Origin of the sequence: Limnohabitans sp. Bal53 (genome assembly GCF_003063355.1) — a bacterium.
In the GTDB taxonomy this organism is placed as follows: domain Bacteria; phylum Pseudomonadota; class Gammaproteobacteria; order Burkholderiales; family Burkholderiaceae_C; genus Limnohabitans_A.
This window is the reverse complement of sequence record NZ_NESH01000001.1, coordinates 880,981-896,340: the sequence shown is the minus strand read 5'-3', so window position 1 is coordinate 896,340 and position 15,360 is coordinate 880,981. Positions and strand designations below refer to the sequence as shown.

The following is a 15,360-nucleotide window of genomic DNA, read 5'->3' as shown; positions in this document are numbered from 1 at the left end:
TTAACCTCGTAATAGTTTCTCTTCGGCCACTGCCAGCGTTTGGGATTTACCGGACAGAACCAGCGTGTCGCCCGAATGCAACACGGTGTCATCGCCCACGGTTTCGGGTTGGCCATTGGCGCGGCGCAGGTTCACCACTCGCACGCCCATGGCGTGAAAAGCCAGGTCCTTGATCTGCTTGCCCAACCAAGGGGAGGCCAGGGGCAGGCCCACGGTGGTCAAACGTTCGTGGTCGATTTCGTCCAGTGTGTCGTCGTCGGCGCCATGGAAGTAGCCGCGCAGCAGGTTGTAGCGCGCGTCGCGCTGGTCTTGAACGATGCGGATCACACGCCGCATGGGCACGCCCACCAGCGCCAGTGCATGGCTGGCCAACATGAGTGAGCCCTCCAGCGCCTCGGGCACCACTTCGGTTGCACCCGCGAGCTGCAGCTTTTCCAGATCAAGGTCGTCCTTGGTGCGCACGATCACCGGCACTTGCGGCGCATGGCTGTGGGTGTGGTCGAGCACCTTCATGGCAGCGGGCACATCCAGGTAGGTGATCACCACCGCGCTGGCGCGGGCCAAGCCTGCGGCCATGAGTGACTGCAGGCGTGCAGCATCACCAAACACCACCGAATCCCCGGCCGCAGCCGCCTGGCGCACCCGGTCCGGGTCCAGGTCCAGTGCCATGTAGGGCATATTTTCTTTTTCCAGCATGCGGGCCAGGTTTTGGCCGCAGCGCCCATAGCCGCAGATGATGACGTGTTTGCTGGTGTTGATCGACTTGCGGGCGATCGTGGTCATTTGCAAGGATTGCTGCAACCACTCGCTGGCCACCACTTTGAGCACGATGCGTTCGCTGTGCATGATGATGAAAGGCGTGGCCATCATCGACAACACCATGCTGGCCAGAACCGGGTTGAACAAAGTGGGCGGAATCAGTTGGTTTTGCGAGCCCAGGGTCAGCAGCACAAAGCCGAACTCCCCCGCCTGTGCCAAATACAGTCCGGTGCGCAGGGACACCCCGTTCGGTGCGCCCGTCAACTTGGCCAGCACCGTCACCAGCACCAATTTGAACAACACAGGCAATGTGGTCAAGATCAGCACCAAAGGCCAGCGCTCGACCACAATGTGCCAGTCCAGCATCATGCCGATGGTGATGAAAAACAGGCCCAGCAATACGTCGTGAAAAGGCCGGATGTCCAGCTCCACCTGGTGCTTGTATTCGGTCTCTGAAATCAGCATGCCCGCAATGAACGCGCCCAGTGCCAAGCTCAGGCCGGCCATCTCGGTGATCCAGGCCAGACCCAGCGTGACCAGCAGCAAGTTGAGCACAAACAGCTCTTCGCTTTTGCGCCGCGCAACCAGGGTCAGCCACCAGCGCATCACGCGCTGCCCGCCAGTCATGAGCAAGGTGATCAGCACGGCCGCTTTGGCTGCGGCCATGAGCAATGCCGTCAGCATGTCTTCAGCCGGGGCGCCCAGGGCGGGGATCATCACGATCAGCGGCACCACCGCCAAATCTTGAAACAGCAAAACACCCACCACCCGTTTGCCGTGCTCGGACTCCAGCTCCAACCGGTCGGCCACCAGCTTGATCACAATCGCCGTGCTGCTCATGGCCATGGCGCTCGACAGCGCCAGCGCGGTTTGCCACTCCATTTTCCAAAGTGTGGGGGCCATGGTGGCCACCAACAAGGAAAACACCGTCACGATCACCAGCGTCAGCAATACCTGCAGCAGGCCCAGGCCAAACACATGTTGGCGCATGGAGCGCAGCTTGGGCAGGTTGAATTCCAACCCGATCACGAACATCAAAAACACCACGCCGAATTCGGCCAGGTGCCGAACGCCCTCGGAGTTTTGTGCCAGCGCCAGCGCGTTGGGGCCAATCACCACGCCCACTGCCAAATAGCCGAGCATGGGCGGCAGCTTGAGCATGCGGCAGCCCACCACGCCCAGCACGGCCGCCAGCAAATACAACAAGGTCAACTCCAAAGCACTCATGCATCAATGGTAACAAGCGTGTGTGATCGCCATCACCATGCGGTCGATTCATGGACCCGAGGTTCGGACTGGGACAGACCCGTGGTGGGGCATGGCACGCCGACCGATAAAATGAGACCATGCTTGCCCACCCCGACCTCACCCTGCAGCTTGCCCGCGAAACCCTCGACATCGAGGCCGCCGCCTTGCGCCGCATGCAAGACCGACTGGACCAGCGCTTTGTCCAGGCCGTGAACATGGTGCTGGCCGTGCAAGGCCGCGTGGTCGTCACTGGCATGGGCAAAAGCGGTCACATTGGCCGCAAGATTGCCGCCACCCTGGCCTCGACTGGCACCCCGGCCATGTTTGTGCACCCCGGCGAGGCCAGCCATGGCGACCTGGGCATGATCAAAACCGTGGACGTGGTGCTGGCCATCTCCAACAGCGGCGAAAGCGACGAACTGGTTGCCATCTTGCCCGTGCTCAAGCGCCAGGGCGTGCCCCTGATCGCGCTGACTGGAGGCCTGCAGTCCTCCTTGGCTCGACACGCCGACGTGGTGCTCGACTGCTCGGTCGACAAAGAAGCCTGCCCCCTGAACTTGGCCCCCACCGCCAGCACCACAGCCCAACTGGCCATGGGCGACGCGCTGGCCGTGGCCCTGCTCGATGCGCGAGGCTTCAAACCCGAAGACTTTGCCCGCTCGCACCCGGGTGGTTCGTTGGGCCGCAAGCTGCTCACCCATGTGGGTGATGTGATGCGCAAAGGCGCCGATGTGCCGCAAGTCGGGCAGGATGCCGAATTCACCACCCTGATGCGCGAAATGAGCAGCAAAGGCCTGGGTGCCACCTCGGTCACCGACGCCGATGGCCGTGTGCTGGGCGTCTTCACCGATGGCGATTTGCGCCGTTTGATTGAGAAAGGCGTGGACCTGCGCAGTCTCAGGGCCCGCGACGTCATGCACCCCAATCCGCGCACCATCCGCCACGACGCACTGGCCGTCGAAGCTGCCGAGATGATGGAGCTGCACCGCATCACCAGCATCTTGGTGGTGGACGCGCAAGGCTTGCTGTGCGGGGCCATCAACTCCAACGACCTGATGCGGGCCAAGGTGATCTGAGATGCAAGTTCTGACACCAGCGCTGCATTACCCGCCCGAATTGCTGCTGCAAGCGCAAGGCATCCGAGTGGCCTTTTTCGACATCGATGGCGTGCTGACCGACGGCGGGCTGTATTTTTCTGAAAGCGGCGAGACCCTCAAGCGCTTCAATACGCTGGACGGCCAAGGCCTGAAACTGCTGCAAAAGGCAGGCATCACACCCGTCGTCATCACCGGCCGCGACTCGGCACCCCTGCGACTGCGCCTGAAGGCGCTGGGCATTACCCACGCCCGCTTTGGCACCGAAGACAAGCGCCCGGCAGCCGAAGCTTTTTTGAGCGAACTGAACCTGAGCTGGGCGCAAGCGGCTGCCATTGGCGATGACTGGCCCGATTTGCCCGTGATGCAACGCGCTGCATTTGCTTGCGCTCCGGCCAACGCCCATGCCCAGGCCAAAGCGCTGGCCCACCACACTACCGCCGAACGTGGCGGCGAAGGTGCGGCCCGCGCCTTTTGCGACCTGCTGCTGGTGGCGGGCGGGCACTACGCCGCCTTGCTCGCGCAAGTGGGGGTGAATGACCACCCGGGCGCGTCGGCATGAACATGCTCACTCGCCTGCGCCGAACCTTGGATCGGTTGACGATTTACCTGCCCTTGTTCCTGTTTGCTATGTTGGCTTTGGGCAGCTGGTGGCTGGTGCGCAGCGTGCCCGAGTTGATATTGCCCCGCATTGACCCCCAACTGCGCCAAGACCCTGATTTCCGGCTCGAACAATTCACGGTCAAATCCTTTGACACCTCTGGCCGTCTGACGCGCGAAATCAGCGGGCAAGGCGCCACCCACTTTCCGGCCTCAGAAAGCTTGCACATTGAAGGTGTGCGCATCTTGGCCGAAAACGAGGTGGGCACACGCCTGACGGCTCAGGCGAAAAAAGGCATCTCCCGCGAAGCCGAACAACAGGTGATCCTGAGCGGTGATGCGGTTGCGGTGCGACAGGCTGACGCGCAGAGCCCGCGCATCGAGCTGCGTGGTGAAACACTCACGGTTTGGCTAGAAGAAGAGCGACTGGTCTCGGATCAACCCGTGCGCATCACCCACGGCGCAGACGTGTTCAGCGCCCAAACCATGAACTTCGACACCCGCAGCGGCCAGTACGAGCTGCAGGGCCGGGTGCGCGCGGTTTTGCCGCAACGTCAGACTCCCTGAGCCAACCGCCACAGATTACAGGGCATATCGGTTTCGCCCACCCCGTGGGTAGGACGCCCCCAACCTGAGGCCACGCTGACCTGGGGTAGGGTTCAAAAAACGCTCAACAAACGCCAGAAACAACAAAGCCCTGCAATGCAGGGCTTTGGACATTTTTGGGCTGAGTGATCAGCCCAAGACAGTTGCTCGATCAGTAGCCGCCGCCGTAGCCGCCGCCACCGCCTTCGCGACCACCTTCACGGCGACCGCCACCGCCACGGGGACCTGCGCCGTAGGGGCTGCGGAAACCACCGCCGCCGCCTTCGCCACGGCCGCCGCCGCCATAACCGCCGCCACCTTCGCGGCCACCGCCGTAGCCGCCACCGCCTTCACGGCCGCCGCCATAACCGCCACCGCCGCCTTCACGACCTCCGCCGTAGCCGCCGCCACCGCCGCCGCCGCCGCCGTAACCACCACCGCCGCCTTCACGACGACCGCCACCAAAGCCGCCGCCACCACCAAAGCCGCCGCCACCTGAGCGGGGAGGGCGCGCTTCCATGGGACGTGCTTCGTTCACGACCACATTGCGGCCGCCCAAAGGCTGGCCATTCATGCCGTTGATCGCGGCTTGCGCTTCGTCGTCGCTGCCCATTTCCACAAAGCCGAAGCCTTTGGAACGACCGGTGTCGCGCTCCATCATGACTTTGGCGCTGGTCACTGCACCGAATTCGCCGAAAGCTTGTTCCAGATCGCCGTCACGAACCGAGTAAGGCAGGTTGCCGACGTAAAGTTTGTTGCCCATGAAAGGGACTCCTCAAAACACAGAGATAAAAGCGATGGAGCTCCGAAAACGCATTCAACAAACCTGAAATCATCGGAAGGAAAGCGAAACTGATCTGGTCACCGCAGACTGGACTTCAGGGTTTTTGCACTGAAGTCAAGTCATTATCTGCGATATCAACAAAAAAATTGCAAGGCGTTTTCCCTAAAAGCCCGTCAAATCGTGCTCTTGATCACCTTGTTGTTGTTTTACCAACTCACTTCGCGGTCAGGGGTGGCGCTGATCTTGTGGACGCTCAAGTCGGCGCCGTCGTACTCTTCTTCTGGGCTGAGTTTCAGGCCCAGCGTGATTTTCAAGATGCCGTAAATCGCCAAGCCACCCACAAGGGCCCACGCCACACCCATGGCGGTACCGATCAACTGCGCTGTCAGGTTGATGCCCCCCAAGCCGCCCAGACTCGTGGCCCCAAAAATGCCCGCAGCAATGCCGCCCCAAGCGCCGCAAATGCCATGCAAGGGCCACACACCCAGCACGTCGTCGATCTTCCACTTGTTCTGGGTCAGTGTGAACATCACCACAAACAGGGCCCCTGCCACGGCACCCGTGATCAAGGCACCAAAAGGGTGCATCAGGTCGGAGCCTGCACACACCGCCACCAAACCGGCCAAGGGGCCGTTGTGCACAAAACCGGGGTCGTTCTTGCCCAATACCAAGGCAGCCAATGTGCCGCCCACCATGGCCATCAGGGAGTTGACCGCCACCAGACCCGAGATTTTGTCCACGGTTTGCGCGCTCATCACATTGAAACCAAACCAGCCCACGATTAGGATCCACGAACCCAAGGCCAAGAAGGGGATGCTCGAGGGGGGGTGCGCCGACACCACGCCGTCCTTGCGGTAGCGGTTGTAGCGGGCACCCAACAAGATCACTGCCGGCAGCGCGATCCAGCCGCCCATGGCGTGCACCACCACCGAGCCTGCAAAGTCATGGAACTCATCGCCCGTGACGGCCTTGATCCAGGCCTGTACACCAAAGTGCTGGTTCCAGACAATGCCCTCAAAGAAGGGGTAGATGAAGCCCACGATCACCGCTGTGGCGATCAATTGCGGCCAGAACTTGGCCCGCTCGGCAATGCCGCCCGAAATGATGGCGGGAATGGCTGCGGCAAAGGTCAGCAAAAAGAAGAACTTGACCAGGTCATAGCCATTTTTGGCGGCCAGTTGCTCGGCCCCCACAAAGAATGTGGTGCCATAAGCCACGCTGTAGCCCACCACAAAATAAACCACGGTCGACACTGAAAAATCCACCAAGATTTTGACCAGCGCATTGACCTGGTTCTTTTTGCGGACTGTGCCCAGCTCCAGAAAAGCAAATCCAGCATGCATGGCCAACACCATGATGCCGCCCAACAAAATAAAAAGCGCATCTGCGCCCTGTTTTAGTGCTTCCACGATCGTCCTTTGAGAATTTTTGAGTTGATTTGGTGCATTTCGGGGGCGATCCACCCTCGCGCACCAAAGCAAAGCAAGAAACGCACCCAAAGTGGCTCGCGCGTGCCGGTAACCTCCAGTACCCCAAATTGGTGCATGCAGCCCTCACGTAAGATGCGCACCTCTGATCTGATCAAGTGTTCAGGCTGACGCACATATCCCTATGGAAGCTTTCCTCGTCTCTACTGGCATCGTGGCTTTGGCCGAAATGGGTGACAAAACCCAGCTTTTGTCACTCGTGCTGGCCGCCCGTTTTCGCCAACCTTGGCCCATCGTGCTCGGCATTTTGGTGGCCACCTTGGCCAACCATGGCCTGGCCGGTGCCTTGGGCAGCTGGGTCACCACCGTGCTGGGGCCCGATGTGCTGCGCTGGGTGCTGGGTGCGTCCTTCATCGCGATGGCGGCGTGGATGCTGATTCCCGACAAGCTGGACGACGAAGAGGGCGACAGCGCCCCGCGCATGGGCGTGTTTTTGACCACCGTGGTGGCCTTTTTTCTGGCTGAGATGGGCGATAAGACCCAGATTGCCACGGTGATGCTGGCCGCGCAATACAACGCTTGGTTCATGGTGGTCGCAGGCACCACACTGGGCATGATGCTGGCCAACGCCCCGGTGGTGTGGCTGGGCGACGCCATCACCAAACGTGTGCCGCTTCGCTTGGTGCACCTGATCTCGGCAGGCATCTTCGCCGTGCTGGGCGTGATTGCCTTGTCGGATTGGGGCAGCTGAAGCGTCTGCAAAGCGACCTAAACAATGGAAACCTCGGCTGGGCGAAGCCTTGCGCTGCTTCGGTGCAGGGCCTGATTTATCGCCCTTATACTTAGGCCATGCGCCGATTTGAACCCGATTGCGGGCGCCGAAACCACGATGGTTTCGAAATTCAGCTAAATGGCGTGTGTTTCAACCCACTGAAGCCCGGCCCAGCTGACTGCGAAGCCGGGTTTTGTTTTTTTGCACACCTGAACACATTCGATGCTGATCGCCGAATCCCAAAGCATGCTGTTTGAAGCCCCTTTGCCTTTGCAAAGCGGCGCGTCCATCCGTGGCTACTCGCTGAGCTACGAAACCTACGGCACGCTCAATGCCGACAAATCCAACGCCGTGCTGATCTGCCACGCGCTCAACGCCTCGCACCATGTGGCGGGCGTGTACGCCGACCAGCCCAAAAACCTGGGCTGGTGGGACAACATGATCGGCCCCGGCAAGTCGCTCGACACCGACCGCTTTTTTGTGATCGGCGTGAACAACCTGGGCTCGTGCTTTGGCTCGACCGGCCCCATGCATGTGAACCCCGACACCGGGCGCGTGTACGGCGCGGACTTTCCGGTGGTCACGGTGGAAGACTGGGTCAACGCACAAGCCCGCTTGCTCGATGCATTGGGCATTGAAAAATTGGCCGCCGTGATGGGCGGGAGTCTCGGCGGCATGCAGGCGCTGTCTTGGACGCTGCAATACCCCGAGCGCGTGAAACACGCCTTGGTGGTGGCGAGCGCCCCCAACCTGAACGCCGAAAACATCGCCTTCAACGAAGTGGCCCGCCGCGCCATCGTGACCGATCCGGATTTCAACGACGGTCACTTTTACGCAAAGGGCGTGGTGCCCAAGCGCGGCCTGCGCATCGCCCGCATGATTGGCCACATCACGTACCTGAGCGACGACGTGATGAACGAAAAGTTTGGCCGCGAGCTGCGCGCGGCGGTGACGCACAACGCCACCGGCTACAAATATTCCACACAAGAAGTGGAGTTCCAGATCGAGAGCTACCTGCGCTACCAGGGCGACAAGTTCAGCGAGTACTTTGACGCGAACACCTATTTGCTGATCACACGGGCGCTCGATTACTTTGACCCGGCCCGCGCCTTTGGCGGCGACCTGTCCAAAGCGCTGGCCCGCGCGAGCTGCAAGTTCTTGTTGATCAGCTTCAGCACCGACTGGCGCTTCTCTCCCGCCCGCAGCCGCGAGATGGTCAAGGCCCTGCTCGACAACCACCGCGACGTGAGCTACGCCGAAATCGATGCACCGCACGGGCACGACGCTTTCTTGCTCGCGGATGCGCGCTACATGAGCGTCGTGCGCTCTTACTTTGACAACATGGCCAAGACTTTGGAACAAGGAGGTGCCGCATGAGCGACCCCCTGATCATGCAAGCCATTGCCCGCCTGGTGCCACAAGGCGCCCGCGTGCTCGATTTGGGCTGTGGCGATGGGGCCTTGCTGGCCTATCTGCAGCAACACAAGGGCTGCACCGGTTACGGTGTGGAGCTGGACGACGCCAATGTGCACGCCTGCGTCAAGCGCGGCGTGAACGTGATCCAGCTGAACCTGGACGAGGGCCTGAGCCTGTTTGCTGACCAGTCGTTTGACGTGGTGCTGCAAATCGACACGCTGCAACACCTGCGCAACGCCGAGACCATGCTGCGCGAGACCGTGCGCGTGGGCCGCGTGGGCATCGTGGCCTTTCCCAACTTTGCGCACTGGTTCAACCGCCTGAGCGTGTTGCAAGGCCGCATGCCGGTGACCAAGCGCCTGCCTTACCAGTGGTACGACACGCCCAACATCCGGGTGGGCACCTACGCCGACTTTGGCGACTTGGCCCGCAAAAACCAGTTGCGCATCATGGACGCTTTTGGCCTGCAGCAAGGCCAAGAAGTTCGCCTGTGGCCCAACCTGATGGCGGGCACGGCGGTTTACAAACTGCAGCGCAGTTGACATGGCCACTGCGCCAGGCTCCGAGGCCCCGGTTGGCCACAGCCCTTGGCTGATCGCCAACGTGCTGGCGCAAATCTCGTTTGGCCTCTTGGCCATGACCTTGTGCCTGCCGTCCATGCAGGAGTGGGGCGCCATTTTTAACACCCACCAAGCCGATGTGCAGCTGACCTTCAGCGGTTATGTGGTGGCCTACGGTGCCTTGCAACTGGTGTATGGCCCGCTGTCCGATCGGCACGGGCGCAAACCCATCTTGATGCTGGGCCTGGTGGTGGCGGGGCTGGCCTCGGTCATGGCCGCGCTGGCCACCGACATCACCCAACTGACCGCCGCCCGTGTGCTGCAAGGCGCAGGCAGTGCCGCCAGCATGGTGGTGGGCCGCTCCATGGTGCAAGACCTGTTTGCCGGACCACAACGCACCCGCGTCATGGCCTACATCGGCATGGCAATGGGCATGTGTCCGCCGCTGGCCACGCTGATCGGCGGGCAGATCCATGTGCGCTTGGGTTGGCAAACCAACTTTGAGGTGTTGGCTGTGTTGGCTTTGTTGCTTTTGGTGGCGGCCTGGCTGGGCTTGCCGCGTGTGGCCAAACCTGCGCCCGCTGAGGGTCACTGGCTGAGGGCCATGTTGAGCGCTTATGCCCGTCTGCTGCGCGAGCCGCGATTTTTGCTCTATGTGGCCATCCTTGCCGCCACGACCGCCACGTTTTACGCCTTCTTGGCGGGGGCGCCCATCGTGCTCAAGGGGTACGGCATCGGTCCAGACGGCATTGGCTGGTTCATCATGGCCGTGCCCGTGTCCTACATTCTCGGTAACTTCATGACCTCGCGGCTGATTGCGCAAGCGGGCGAATCGCGCGTCATGGCTTGGGGTCAGGCCCTGACGCTGGGCGGTTTGGTGGTGATGCTGGCGCTGGGCCTGGGTGGGGTGAAGACCGCTTTGGCTGTGGCCCTGCCGCTGCTCCTGCTGGGCTTTGGTCACGGTTTGCTCAATCCGCCTGCGCTGGCGGGCACTGTGGGCGTGCTGCCTGCACTGGCTGGTTCGGCCGCTGCGGTGGCAGGCCTCATGCAGCAACTCACCGGAGCCACGGGCGGCTATCTGGTGGGGCTGGTGCCGCACGAAGGCGCGGTGAATCTGGGCTGGATGATGCTGGCTTTTGCCGTGACGGGTGCCGTGGCGCAGTTGTTGCTGCGCAGGCGCTGAAGCACAGCAAGGCATGGGACGCAGTTCAGACAGGCGCAGCGTTTGTCACTGAAGCGTTTGTGTTGCACCCTTGGCCCTTTTCAAGCGCATGAAGCGCTGGGCACCTGAACACCTTGGTGTCACGGGTGATATGCAGTCAATTTGTCAATTCAAAGTTACACTGATTGCGACTCACGGCATTGGGTCGGGCCAACCGCCCATCCAGCCGAGCCTGATGGCTTTCAACCAGGAGATGGCCTTGAACCTCTACATCTGTCTGTTTCTCTTGTTTGGTGCTGTGTTTGGTCTTGCGACTTATTCTTACCAGCACATTTTCAGCGAGGGGCCTCACAAGGTGGAGAAGCCCGAAGGGGGCTCTGCGCTGGGCAGTCGCCTGTTATGGGCCTTGGTCTGCACTTTCTTGTGGCCCATCATGGTCCTCACCGGGCTCAACTCGGCCCGGATCCTGGCCAAGCGAAAACGTCAGGCGGCTGCAGCCAGCGACTGAGGGGGCTTGGGACCGGATGGGGGTCACGCAGGCCCATCCGATGCGCTAGCTGCGCTTTAGCTTTGCATCTCGGTCTCGTGCATCCAGGCTGCATGTTTGGGGGCGCGTTTGGTTTGGGCCCATTCATTGAGCATGTCCCACTTGCAGGCGTCGAGCTTGGCATGCATCTCGGGCGTGCCCACGTCTACGGCCAGCTCCAGCCGGTGGCCGTTGGGGTCAAAAAAGTAAATGCTTTTGAAGATGGTGTGGTTGGTCGGGCCCAGTACGTCCACGCCATTGGCTTGCAGGCGGGCTTTGGCGTCTTCCAGGGCTTGCAGGCTGTCGACCTTGAAGGCGATGTGCTGCACCCAGGCGGGGGTGTTGGGGTCACGGCCCATCTCGGGTGAGTTGGGCAGTTCAAAGAAGGCCAGCACGTTGCCGCCGCCTGCGTCCAGAAACACATGCATGTATGGGTCGGGGGCCTTGGTCGAGGGCACCAGGTCTTCGGCGATGGCCAGCACGAAATCCATGTTCAGATTTTTCACGTACCACTCGACGGTGGCTTTGGCGTCTTTGCAGCGGTAGGCGACGTGGTGGATGCGGTCGATTTTCATGGGGTTCTCCAAGGGGGGCTCAGTCAGATTGGCGGGCGGCCTGCAGGGCCTCGCGCAGCACACGCAAGTCGCCAATGTGGTTGGCCAGCAGCAAAATCAGGCGGGCGTTGAGCGCCTCGCTTTGTTCGTCGCTCAGGCCGTTGTGCGCATCGATCAGGTTTTCATAAAACTCGTCGCCGGGCGAGAAGTCGCGAAAAAAACGGCGTCCGGCTTCGTGAAAATTCGGCGCGGTGTTCAGGGCTGTGGGGGTGTCGGTGGGCATGTCTGTTCTCTCTTCCGTTCAGGCCTGTGTAACCACTTGCCCCAAGGCACGGCCCATGGCCGCTTGCAGGCAGGCGCTGTCCAGGCTGCGCCTGCGGGCCAGCACATGCTGGTCGGGGCGCAGCAAATAGGTGGTGCCGGGCTGGGCGTCGTAGCGCTTGGCCATCCAGCCTTGTGCGTCCACCAAAACTGGGAAGCCGGGTACTTGCAGGGCTTGGCGGGCAACGATCAGGCTGTTCACCGGCACCGCGCTTTGCTTCAAGGCCTGCAGCGTGGCCAGCGTCTGGGCATCGGGCGCAGCATCCACAAAATGCAAGGCCGCAAAGCCGCGACCGACTTGATCAAGCAGCCAGGCGTCTTGGCCATCCACCTGCACCGGTGCATCGTCCATCGGTGCGCCAGGCACCATGTTCCCTTCAAACGCGTCGGTGTCGGGCGTGTTGAGCACCGATCCGGTCAAGAAAGAGGGCACCGACAAGCGCCCCGAATTGACCAGCTTGCGGGCAAAGGGGTGGTGCTTGGCCAGTGCCAGCACCTGGTTGCGGAAGGTCTTGCTGGTGCGGCTCTTGGGCGTGATGAAGTCGGTTGAGCGCGTCGAGTTCATGATGTTTTCGTCGGCGGCAAACTGGCGGTCGTGCGCGTAGGTGTCGAGCAATTTTTCGCTGGCTTGGCCCTGGATGACCAAGCCCAACTTCCACATCAAATCGTCCGCATCCTGAAAACCCGAGTTGGCCCCGCGTGCGCCAAAGGGCGAGACCTGGTGCGCCGCATCGCCCGCAAACAGCACACGGCCATGGCGGAAGTCGGTCATGCGGCGGCACTGGAAGGTGTAGATGCTGACCCACTCCAGCTCAAACGGGCGGTCATCGCCCAGCATGGCCTTCAGGCGCGGGATGACTTTTTCGGGCTTCTTTTCTTCTTCGGGGTCGGCGTCCCAGCCCAGCTGAAAGTCGATGCGCCAGACGTTGTTGCTTTGTTTGTGCAGCAGCACGCTTTGGTTGGGGTGAAAGGGTGGGTCAAACCAGAACCAGCGCTCGGCGGGGTAGTCGGCTTTCATGATCACGTCGGCGATCAAAAAGCGGTCCTGGAACACGCGGCCTTCGATGTCCAATCCCAAGTGGCGACGGATCGGGCTGCGTGCGCCGTCGGCCACCACCAGCCAATCGGCCTCGATGTCAAAGGTGCCATCGGGCGTTTCCACCGTGAGCGTGGTGTGGTCGTCATGACGCGTGACGGCCGTCACTTTGTGCTGCCAGCGGATGTCGGCCCCCAATTCGAGGGCGCGTGCAATCAGCATCTCTTCGACGTGGTATTGCTGCAGGTTGATCATGCCGGGGCGCTTGTGGCCCGCGTCGGGCACCAGGTTGAACTGGTAGACCTCGTCTTCTTCCAAAAAGGTGCGGCCAATGTTCCAGCTCACGCCCAAGCCACAAGCTTCGTTGGCAATGCCCAGGCGGTCCAGAATTTCGAGCGAGCGCTTGGCGTAGCACACCGCCCGCGAGCCGACCGAGACGGTTTTGTCATCGTCCAGCACCAGCACCTCCAAACCCTGCAAGCGGGCATCGATCGCTGCGGCCAGGCCCACCGGGCCTGCGCCAATCACGATCAGCGGTTTGCGCTGCGGCGGTGTGGCCATCAAGTCGGCTGGTGATTTGTAGGGGTAAATCGGGTTGACGTAAGCACCCATGTGACGAGCTCCAAATTGGTCAAAAAGCACCTTCCGGTGCTCAGGCTGTAATTTACCATTGATAAATCAATTTACCTAAACGTAATTTTATTCGGCGCTTTCAAGGCGAGCCATGGACTGCCACGTCGCTGCGCTCTTCGCCGTGACCAGCGATGGGTCGCCCAACGCAACGACCTGCCCAACGACACCTGTTTGACAGCACCCCCTTGCCCGGCCCGTTATGCTTGTATTAGTTTCTTGTATGACAACTCCATGAGCCAGCATTTCACCCCTGTTTCCAGCGGTGCCCGTTTGTCTGATCGGGTGGCCGAGCAATTGAGCGCCGAAATCAAGCAAGGTCGTTTGGCACCGGGCGACAAACTGCCCACCGAGGCGCGCTTGGTGGAGCAGTTCCAGGTCAGCCGCACCGTGGTGCGCGAGGCGGTCTCGCGCCTCAAATCGCTTGGGCTGGTGGATTCGCGCCAAGGCAGCGGGGTGTTTGTGAGCGCGCAGCAGCCTTTTGCGCCCCTGAACTTCGAGGCACGGCACGCCGCTTCGCAAGAGGCCGTGGTCCAGATGGTGGAAGTGCGTCGCGCCCTGGAGGCCGAGGTGGCGGCATTGGCGGCCGAGCGGCGCAGTGCCAGCGACTTGCGGGCCATCGAGCAAGCAGTCCAGGCGCTGGACCAGGCAGTGGCGTCGGGCGGCGACGGCGTGGCCGAGGACGTGAACTTTCACCGCGCCATTGCCGAGGCTACGCGCAATCCTTTTTTGATCCAGACGCTGAGTTATCTCAGCCAGTTTTTGCACGGGGCCACGCAGGTGACCCGGGCCAACGAGGCCCGGCGCGGCGACTTCGCGGCCGCTGTGCGCAGCGAACACCAAGCCATCTTGCAGGCCGTGCAGGCCGGTGATCCCATTTTGGCCAGGCAAGCCGCCGCCGCCCACATGGGTAACGCCATTGCCCGCATTCGCAAAGCAGACCCGGTGTTCTGGACCCAAGAAGGCGAGCGGCTGGCGCAGCCCCTGGTCAATGGGCTGCGGGGCTGAAAGCTCATTCTGCGTCACCATCTAGCCCATTCATCACGTTCATTCAAGGGCCTCCATGGACCTGCACCTAAGCGACAAGCACATCCTCATCACTGGCGGCAGCAAAGGGATTGGCCTGGCCTGTGCGCGGGGCTTTTTGGCCGAAGGCGCCCGCGTGAGCTTGGTCTCGCGTGACAGCGCCAACCTCGATGCTGCACGCGCCCAGTTGCAAGCCACATTTCCCGCCGAGCGCATCCACACGGTGTCGACCAATTTGCGCGACGCATCGGCCGCACTGGTGGCCTTGAACGCTGCCGAAGCCGCGTTCGGCCCCGTCGACGTGCTGGTCAATTCAGCAGGCGCGGCCAAACGCACACCGGCCTCCGAGCTCACGCCCGAGGCCTTTGCCGACGCCATGCAGGCCAAGTACTTCACCACCATCCACATGCTCACACCGTGCATCCAGCGCATGGCCGCACGCGGTCAGGGCGCGGTGGTGAACGTGGTGGGCAACGGCGGCAAGGTGGCCAGTCCCATCCACCTGCCCGGCGGCGCGGCCAATGCGGCGCTGATGCTGGTGAGCGCTGGCATGGCCGCCGCGTATGGCGGGCAGGGCATCCGCGTGAACGCGGTCAACCCGGGCTTGACCCTGACCGACCGTCTGAATGAGGGTCTGGCCGCTGAAGCCCGACTTCAGGGTGTCAGCCCCGAACAGGTCAAGGCACAGTCGGTCGCCAAAATCCCGTTGGGCCGCATGGCCGAGCCCGAAGAAATCGCCAACGCGGTGCTGTTTTTGGCCTCGTCCAAGGCCAGTTACGTCACCGGCATTTGCATGAGCATGGACGGCGCATTGACCCCGATCGTGGTGTAACAGACAGAACTGCAGCGGGCGCTGTGGC

General features: G+C 61.7%; 16 protein-coding genes. 10 read left to right on the top strand and 6 right to left on the bottom strand.

What is annotated here, in order from left to right; all coding sequences use genetic code 11:
• On the bottom strand, positions 1 to 1,986 hold the full coding sequence (locus B9Z50_RS04315; RefSeq protein WP_108362365.1) for a monovalent cation:proton antiporter family protein: 1,986 nt from the start codon (positions 1,984 to 1,986) through the stop codon (positions 1 to 3).
• 119 nt (positions 1,987 to 2,105) lie between these two features.
• On the opposite strand from B9Z50_RS04315, the gene B9Z50_RS04310 reads away from it, so the two are divergent.
• Genes B9Z50_RS04310 through lptC form a run of 3 tightly spaced genes read left to right on the top strand, consistent with a single transcriptional unit; the run spans position 2,106 to position 4,268 of the window.
• Positions 2,106 to 3,083, top strand: coding sequence for an SIS domain-containing protein (locus tag B9Z50_RS04310; protein ID WP_108362364.1), 978 nt, complete (start codon positions 2,106 to 2,108; stop codon positions 3,081 to 3,083).
• A 1-nt stretch (position 3,084) separates the two neighbouring features.
• Entirely contained in the window at positions 3,085 to 3,663 is a 579-nt protein-coding gene (locus B9Z50_RS04305; RefSeq protein WP_108362363.1) for an HAD family hydrolase, read from the top strand.
• On the top strand, positions 3,660 to 4,268 hold the full coding sequence (gene lptC / locus B9Z50_RS04300) for an LPS export ABC transporter periplasmic protein LptC (protein ID WP_108362362.1): 609 nt from the start codon (positions 3,660 to 3,662) through the stop codon (positions 4,266 to 4,268). The genes B9Z50_RS04305 and lptC overlap by 4 nt, the downstream gene beginning before the upstream one ends.
• A gap of 190 nt (positions 4,269 to 4,458) precedes the next feature.
• On the opposite strand, the gene B9Z50_RS04295 is transcribed toward lptC, so the two are convergent.
• The gene (locus B9Z50_RS04295) at positions 4,459 to 5,049 is read right to left on the bottom strand and encodes an RNA-binding protein (RefSeq protein ID WP_108362361.1); all 591 of its coding nucleotides are present in this window, start codon (positions 5,047 to 5,049) and stop codon (positions 4,459 to 4,461) included.
• A gap of 227 nt (positions 5,050 to 5,276) precedes the next feature.
• Positions 5,277 to 6,479: an ammonium transporter gene (locus B9Z50_RS04290; protein WP_108362360.1), complete on the bottom strand. Its 1,203-nt coding sequence runs from the start codon at positions 6,477 to 6,479 to the stop codon at positions 5,277 to 5,279.
• 202 nt (positions 6,480 to 6,681) lie between these two features.
• Here B9Z50_RS04290 and B9Z50_RS04285 point away from each other — a divergent pair, with 202 nt between their 5' ends.
• The 5 genes from B9Z50_RS04285 to B9Z50_RS04265 all read left to right on the top strand — a co-directional run bounded on the left by B9Z50_RS04285 (position 6,682) and on the right by B9Z50_RS04265 (position 10,915).
• Positions 6,682 to 7,248: a TMEM165/GDT1 family protein gene (locus B9Z50_RS04285; RefSeq protein ID WP_108362359.1), complete on the top strand. Its 567-nt coding sequence runs from the start codon at positions 6,682 to 6,684 to the stop codon at positions 7,246 to 7,248.
• Positions 7,249 to 7,491: 243 nt separating this feature from the next.
• Positions 7,492 to 8,646: a homoserine O-acetyltransferase gene (locus B9Z50_RS04280; protein ID WP_108362358.1), complete on the top strand. Its 1,155-nt coding sequence runs from the start codon at positions 7,492 to 7,494 to the stop codon at positions 8,644 to 8,646.
• Positions 8,643 to 9,227: a methionine biosynthesis protein MetW gene (gene metW, locus B9Z50_RS04275; RefSeq protein ID WP_108362357.1), complete on the top strand. Its 585-nt coding sequence runs from the start codon at positions 8,643 to 8,645 to the stop codon at positions 9,225 to 9,227. Before B9Z50_RS04280 ends, metW begins: the two co-directional genes overlap by 4 nt.
• A 1-nt stretch (position 9,228) precedes the next feature.
• Positions 9,229 to 10,428, top strand: a complete 1,200-nt coding sequence (locus B9Z50_RS04270) for a Bcr/CflA family efflux MFS transporter (RefSeq protein WP_108362356.1) — start codon at positions 9,229 to 9,231, stop codon at positions 10,426 to 10,428.
• A 238-nt stretch (positions 10,429 to 10,666) separates the two neighbouring features.
• On the top strand, positions 10,667 to 10,915 hold the full coding sequence (locus tag B9Z50_RS04265) for a hypothetical protein (protein ID WP_158270629.1): 249 nt from the start codon (positions 10,667 to 10,669) through the stop codon (positions 10,913 to 10,915).
• Positions 10,916 to 10,971: 56 nt separating this feature from the next.
• Here the strand turns inward: B9Z50_RS04265 and B9Z50_RS04260 are convergent, their stop codons facing one another.
• From B9Z50_RS04260 to B9Z50_RS04250, 3 genes are read right to left on the bottom strand one after another with little or no spacing between them, the layout of a single operon-like run.
• Entirely contained in the window at positions 10,972 to 11,508 is a 537-nt protein-coding gene (locus tag B9Z50_RS04260) for a VOC family protein (RefSeq protein WP_108362354.1), read from the bottom strand.
• 19 nt (positions 11,509 to 11,527) lie between these two features.
• The gene (locus tag B9Z50_RS04255) at positions 11,528 to 11,770 is read right to left on the bottom strand and encodes a DUF2783 domain-containing protein (RefSeq protein WP_108362353.1); all 243 of its coding nucleotides are present in this window, start codon (positions 11,768 to 11,770) and stop codon (positions 11,528 to 11,530) included.
• An 18-nt stretch (positions 11,771 to 11,788) separates the two neighbouring features.
• Positions 11,789 to 13,456, bottom strand: coding sequence for an FAD-dependent oxidoreductase (locus B9Z50_RS04250; RefSeq protein WP_108362352.1), 1,668 nt, complete (start codon positions 13,454 to 13,456; stop codon positions 11,789 to 11,791).
• A gap of 252 nt (positions 13,457 to 13,708) precedes the next feature.
• Here B9Z50_RS04250 and B9Z50_RS04245 point away from each other — a divergent pair, with 252 nt between their 5' ends.
• On the top strand, positions 13,709 to 14,482 hold the full coding sequence (locus B9Z50_RS04245) for a FadR/GntR family transcriptional regulator (protein ID WP_108362351.1): 774 nt from the start codon (positions 13,709 to 13,711) through the stop codon (positions 14,480 to 14,482).
• Positions 14,483 to 14,537: 55 nt separating this feature from the next.
• Positions 14,538 to 15,332 carry an SDR family oxidoreductase gene (locus B9Z50_RS04240; protein ID WP_108362350.1) on the top strand — a complete coding sequence of 265 codons (795 nt, stop codon included), beginning with the start codon at positions 14,538 to 14,540 and terminating at the stop codon, positions 15,330 to 15,332.
• Positions 15,333 to 15,360: the final 28 nt, after the last annotated feature.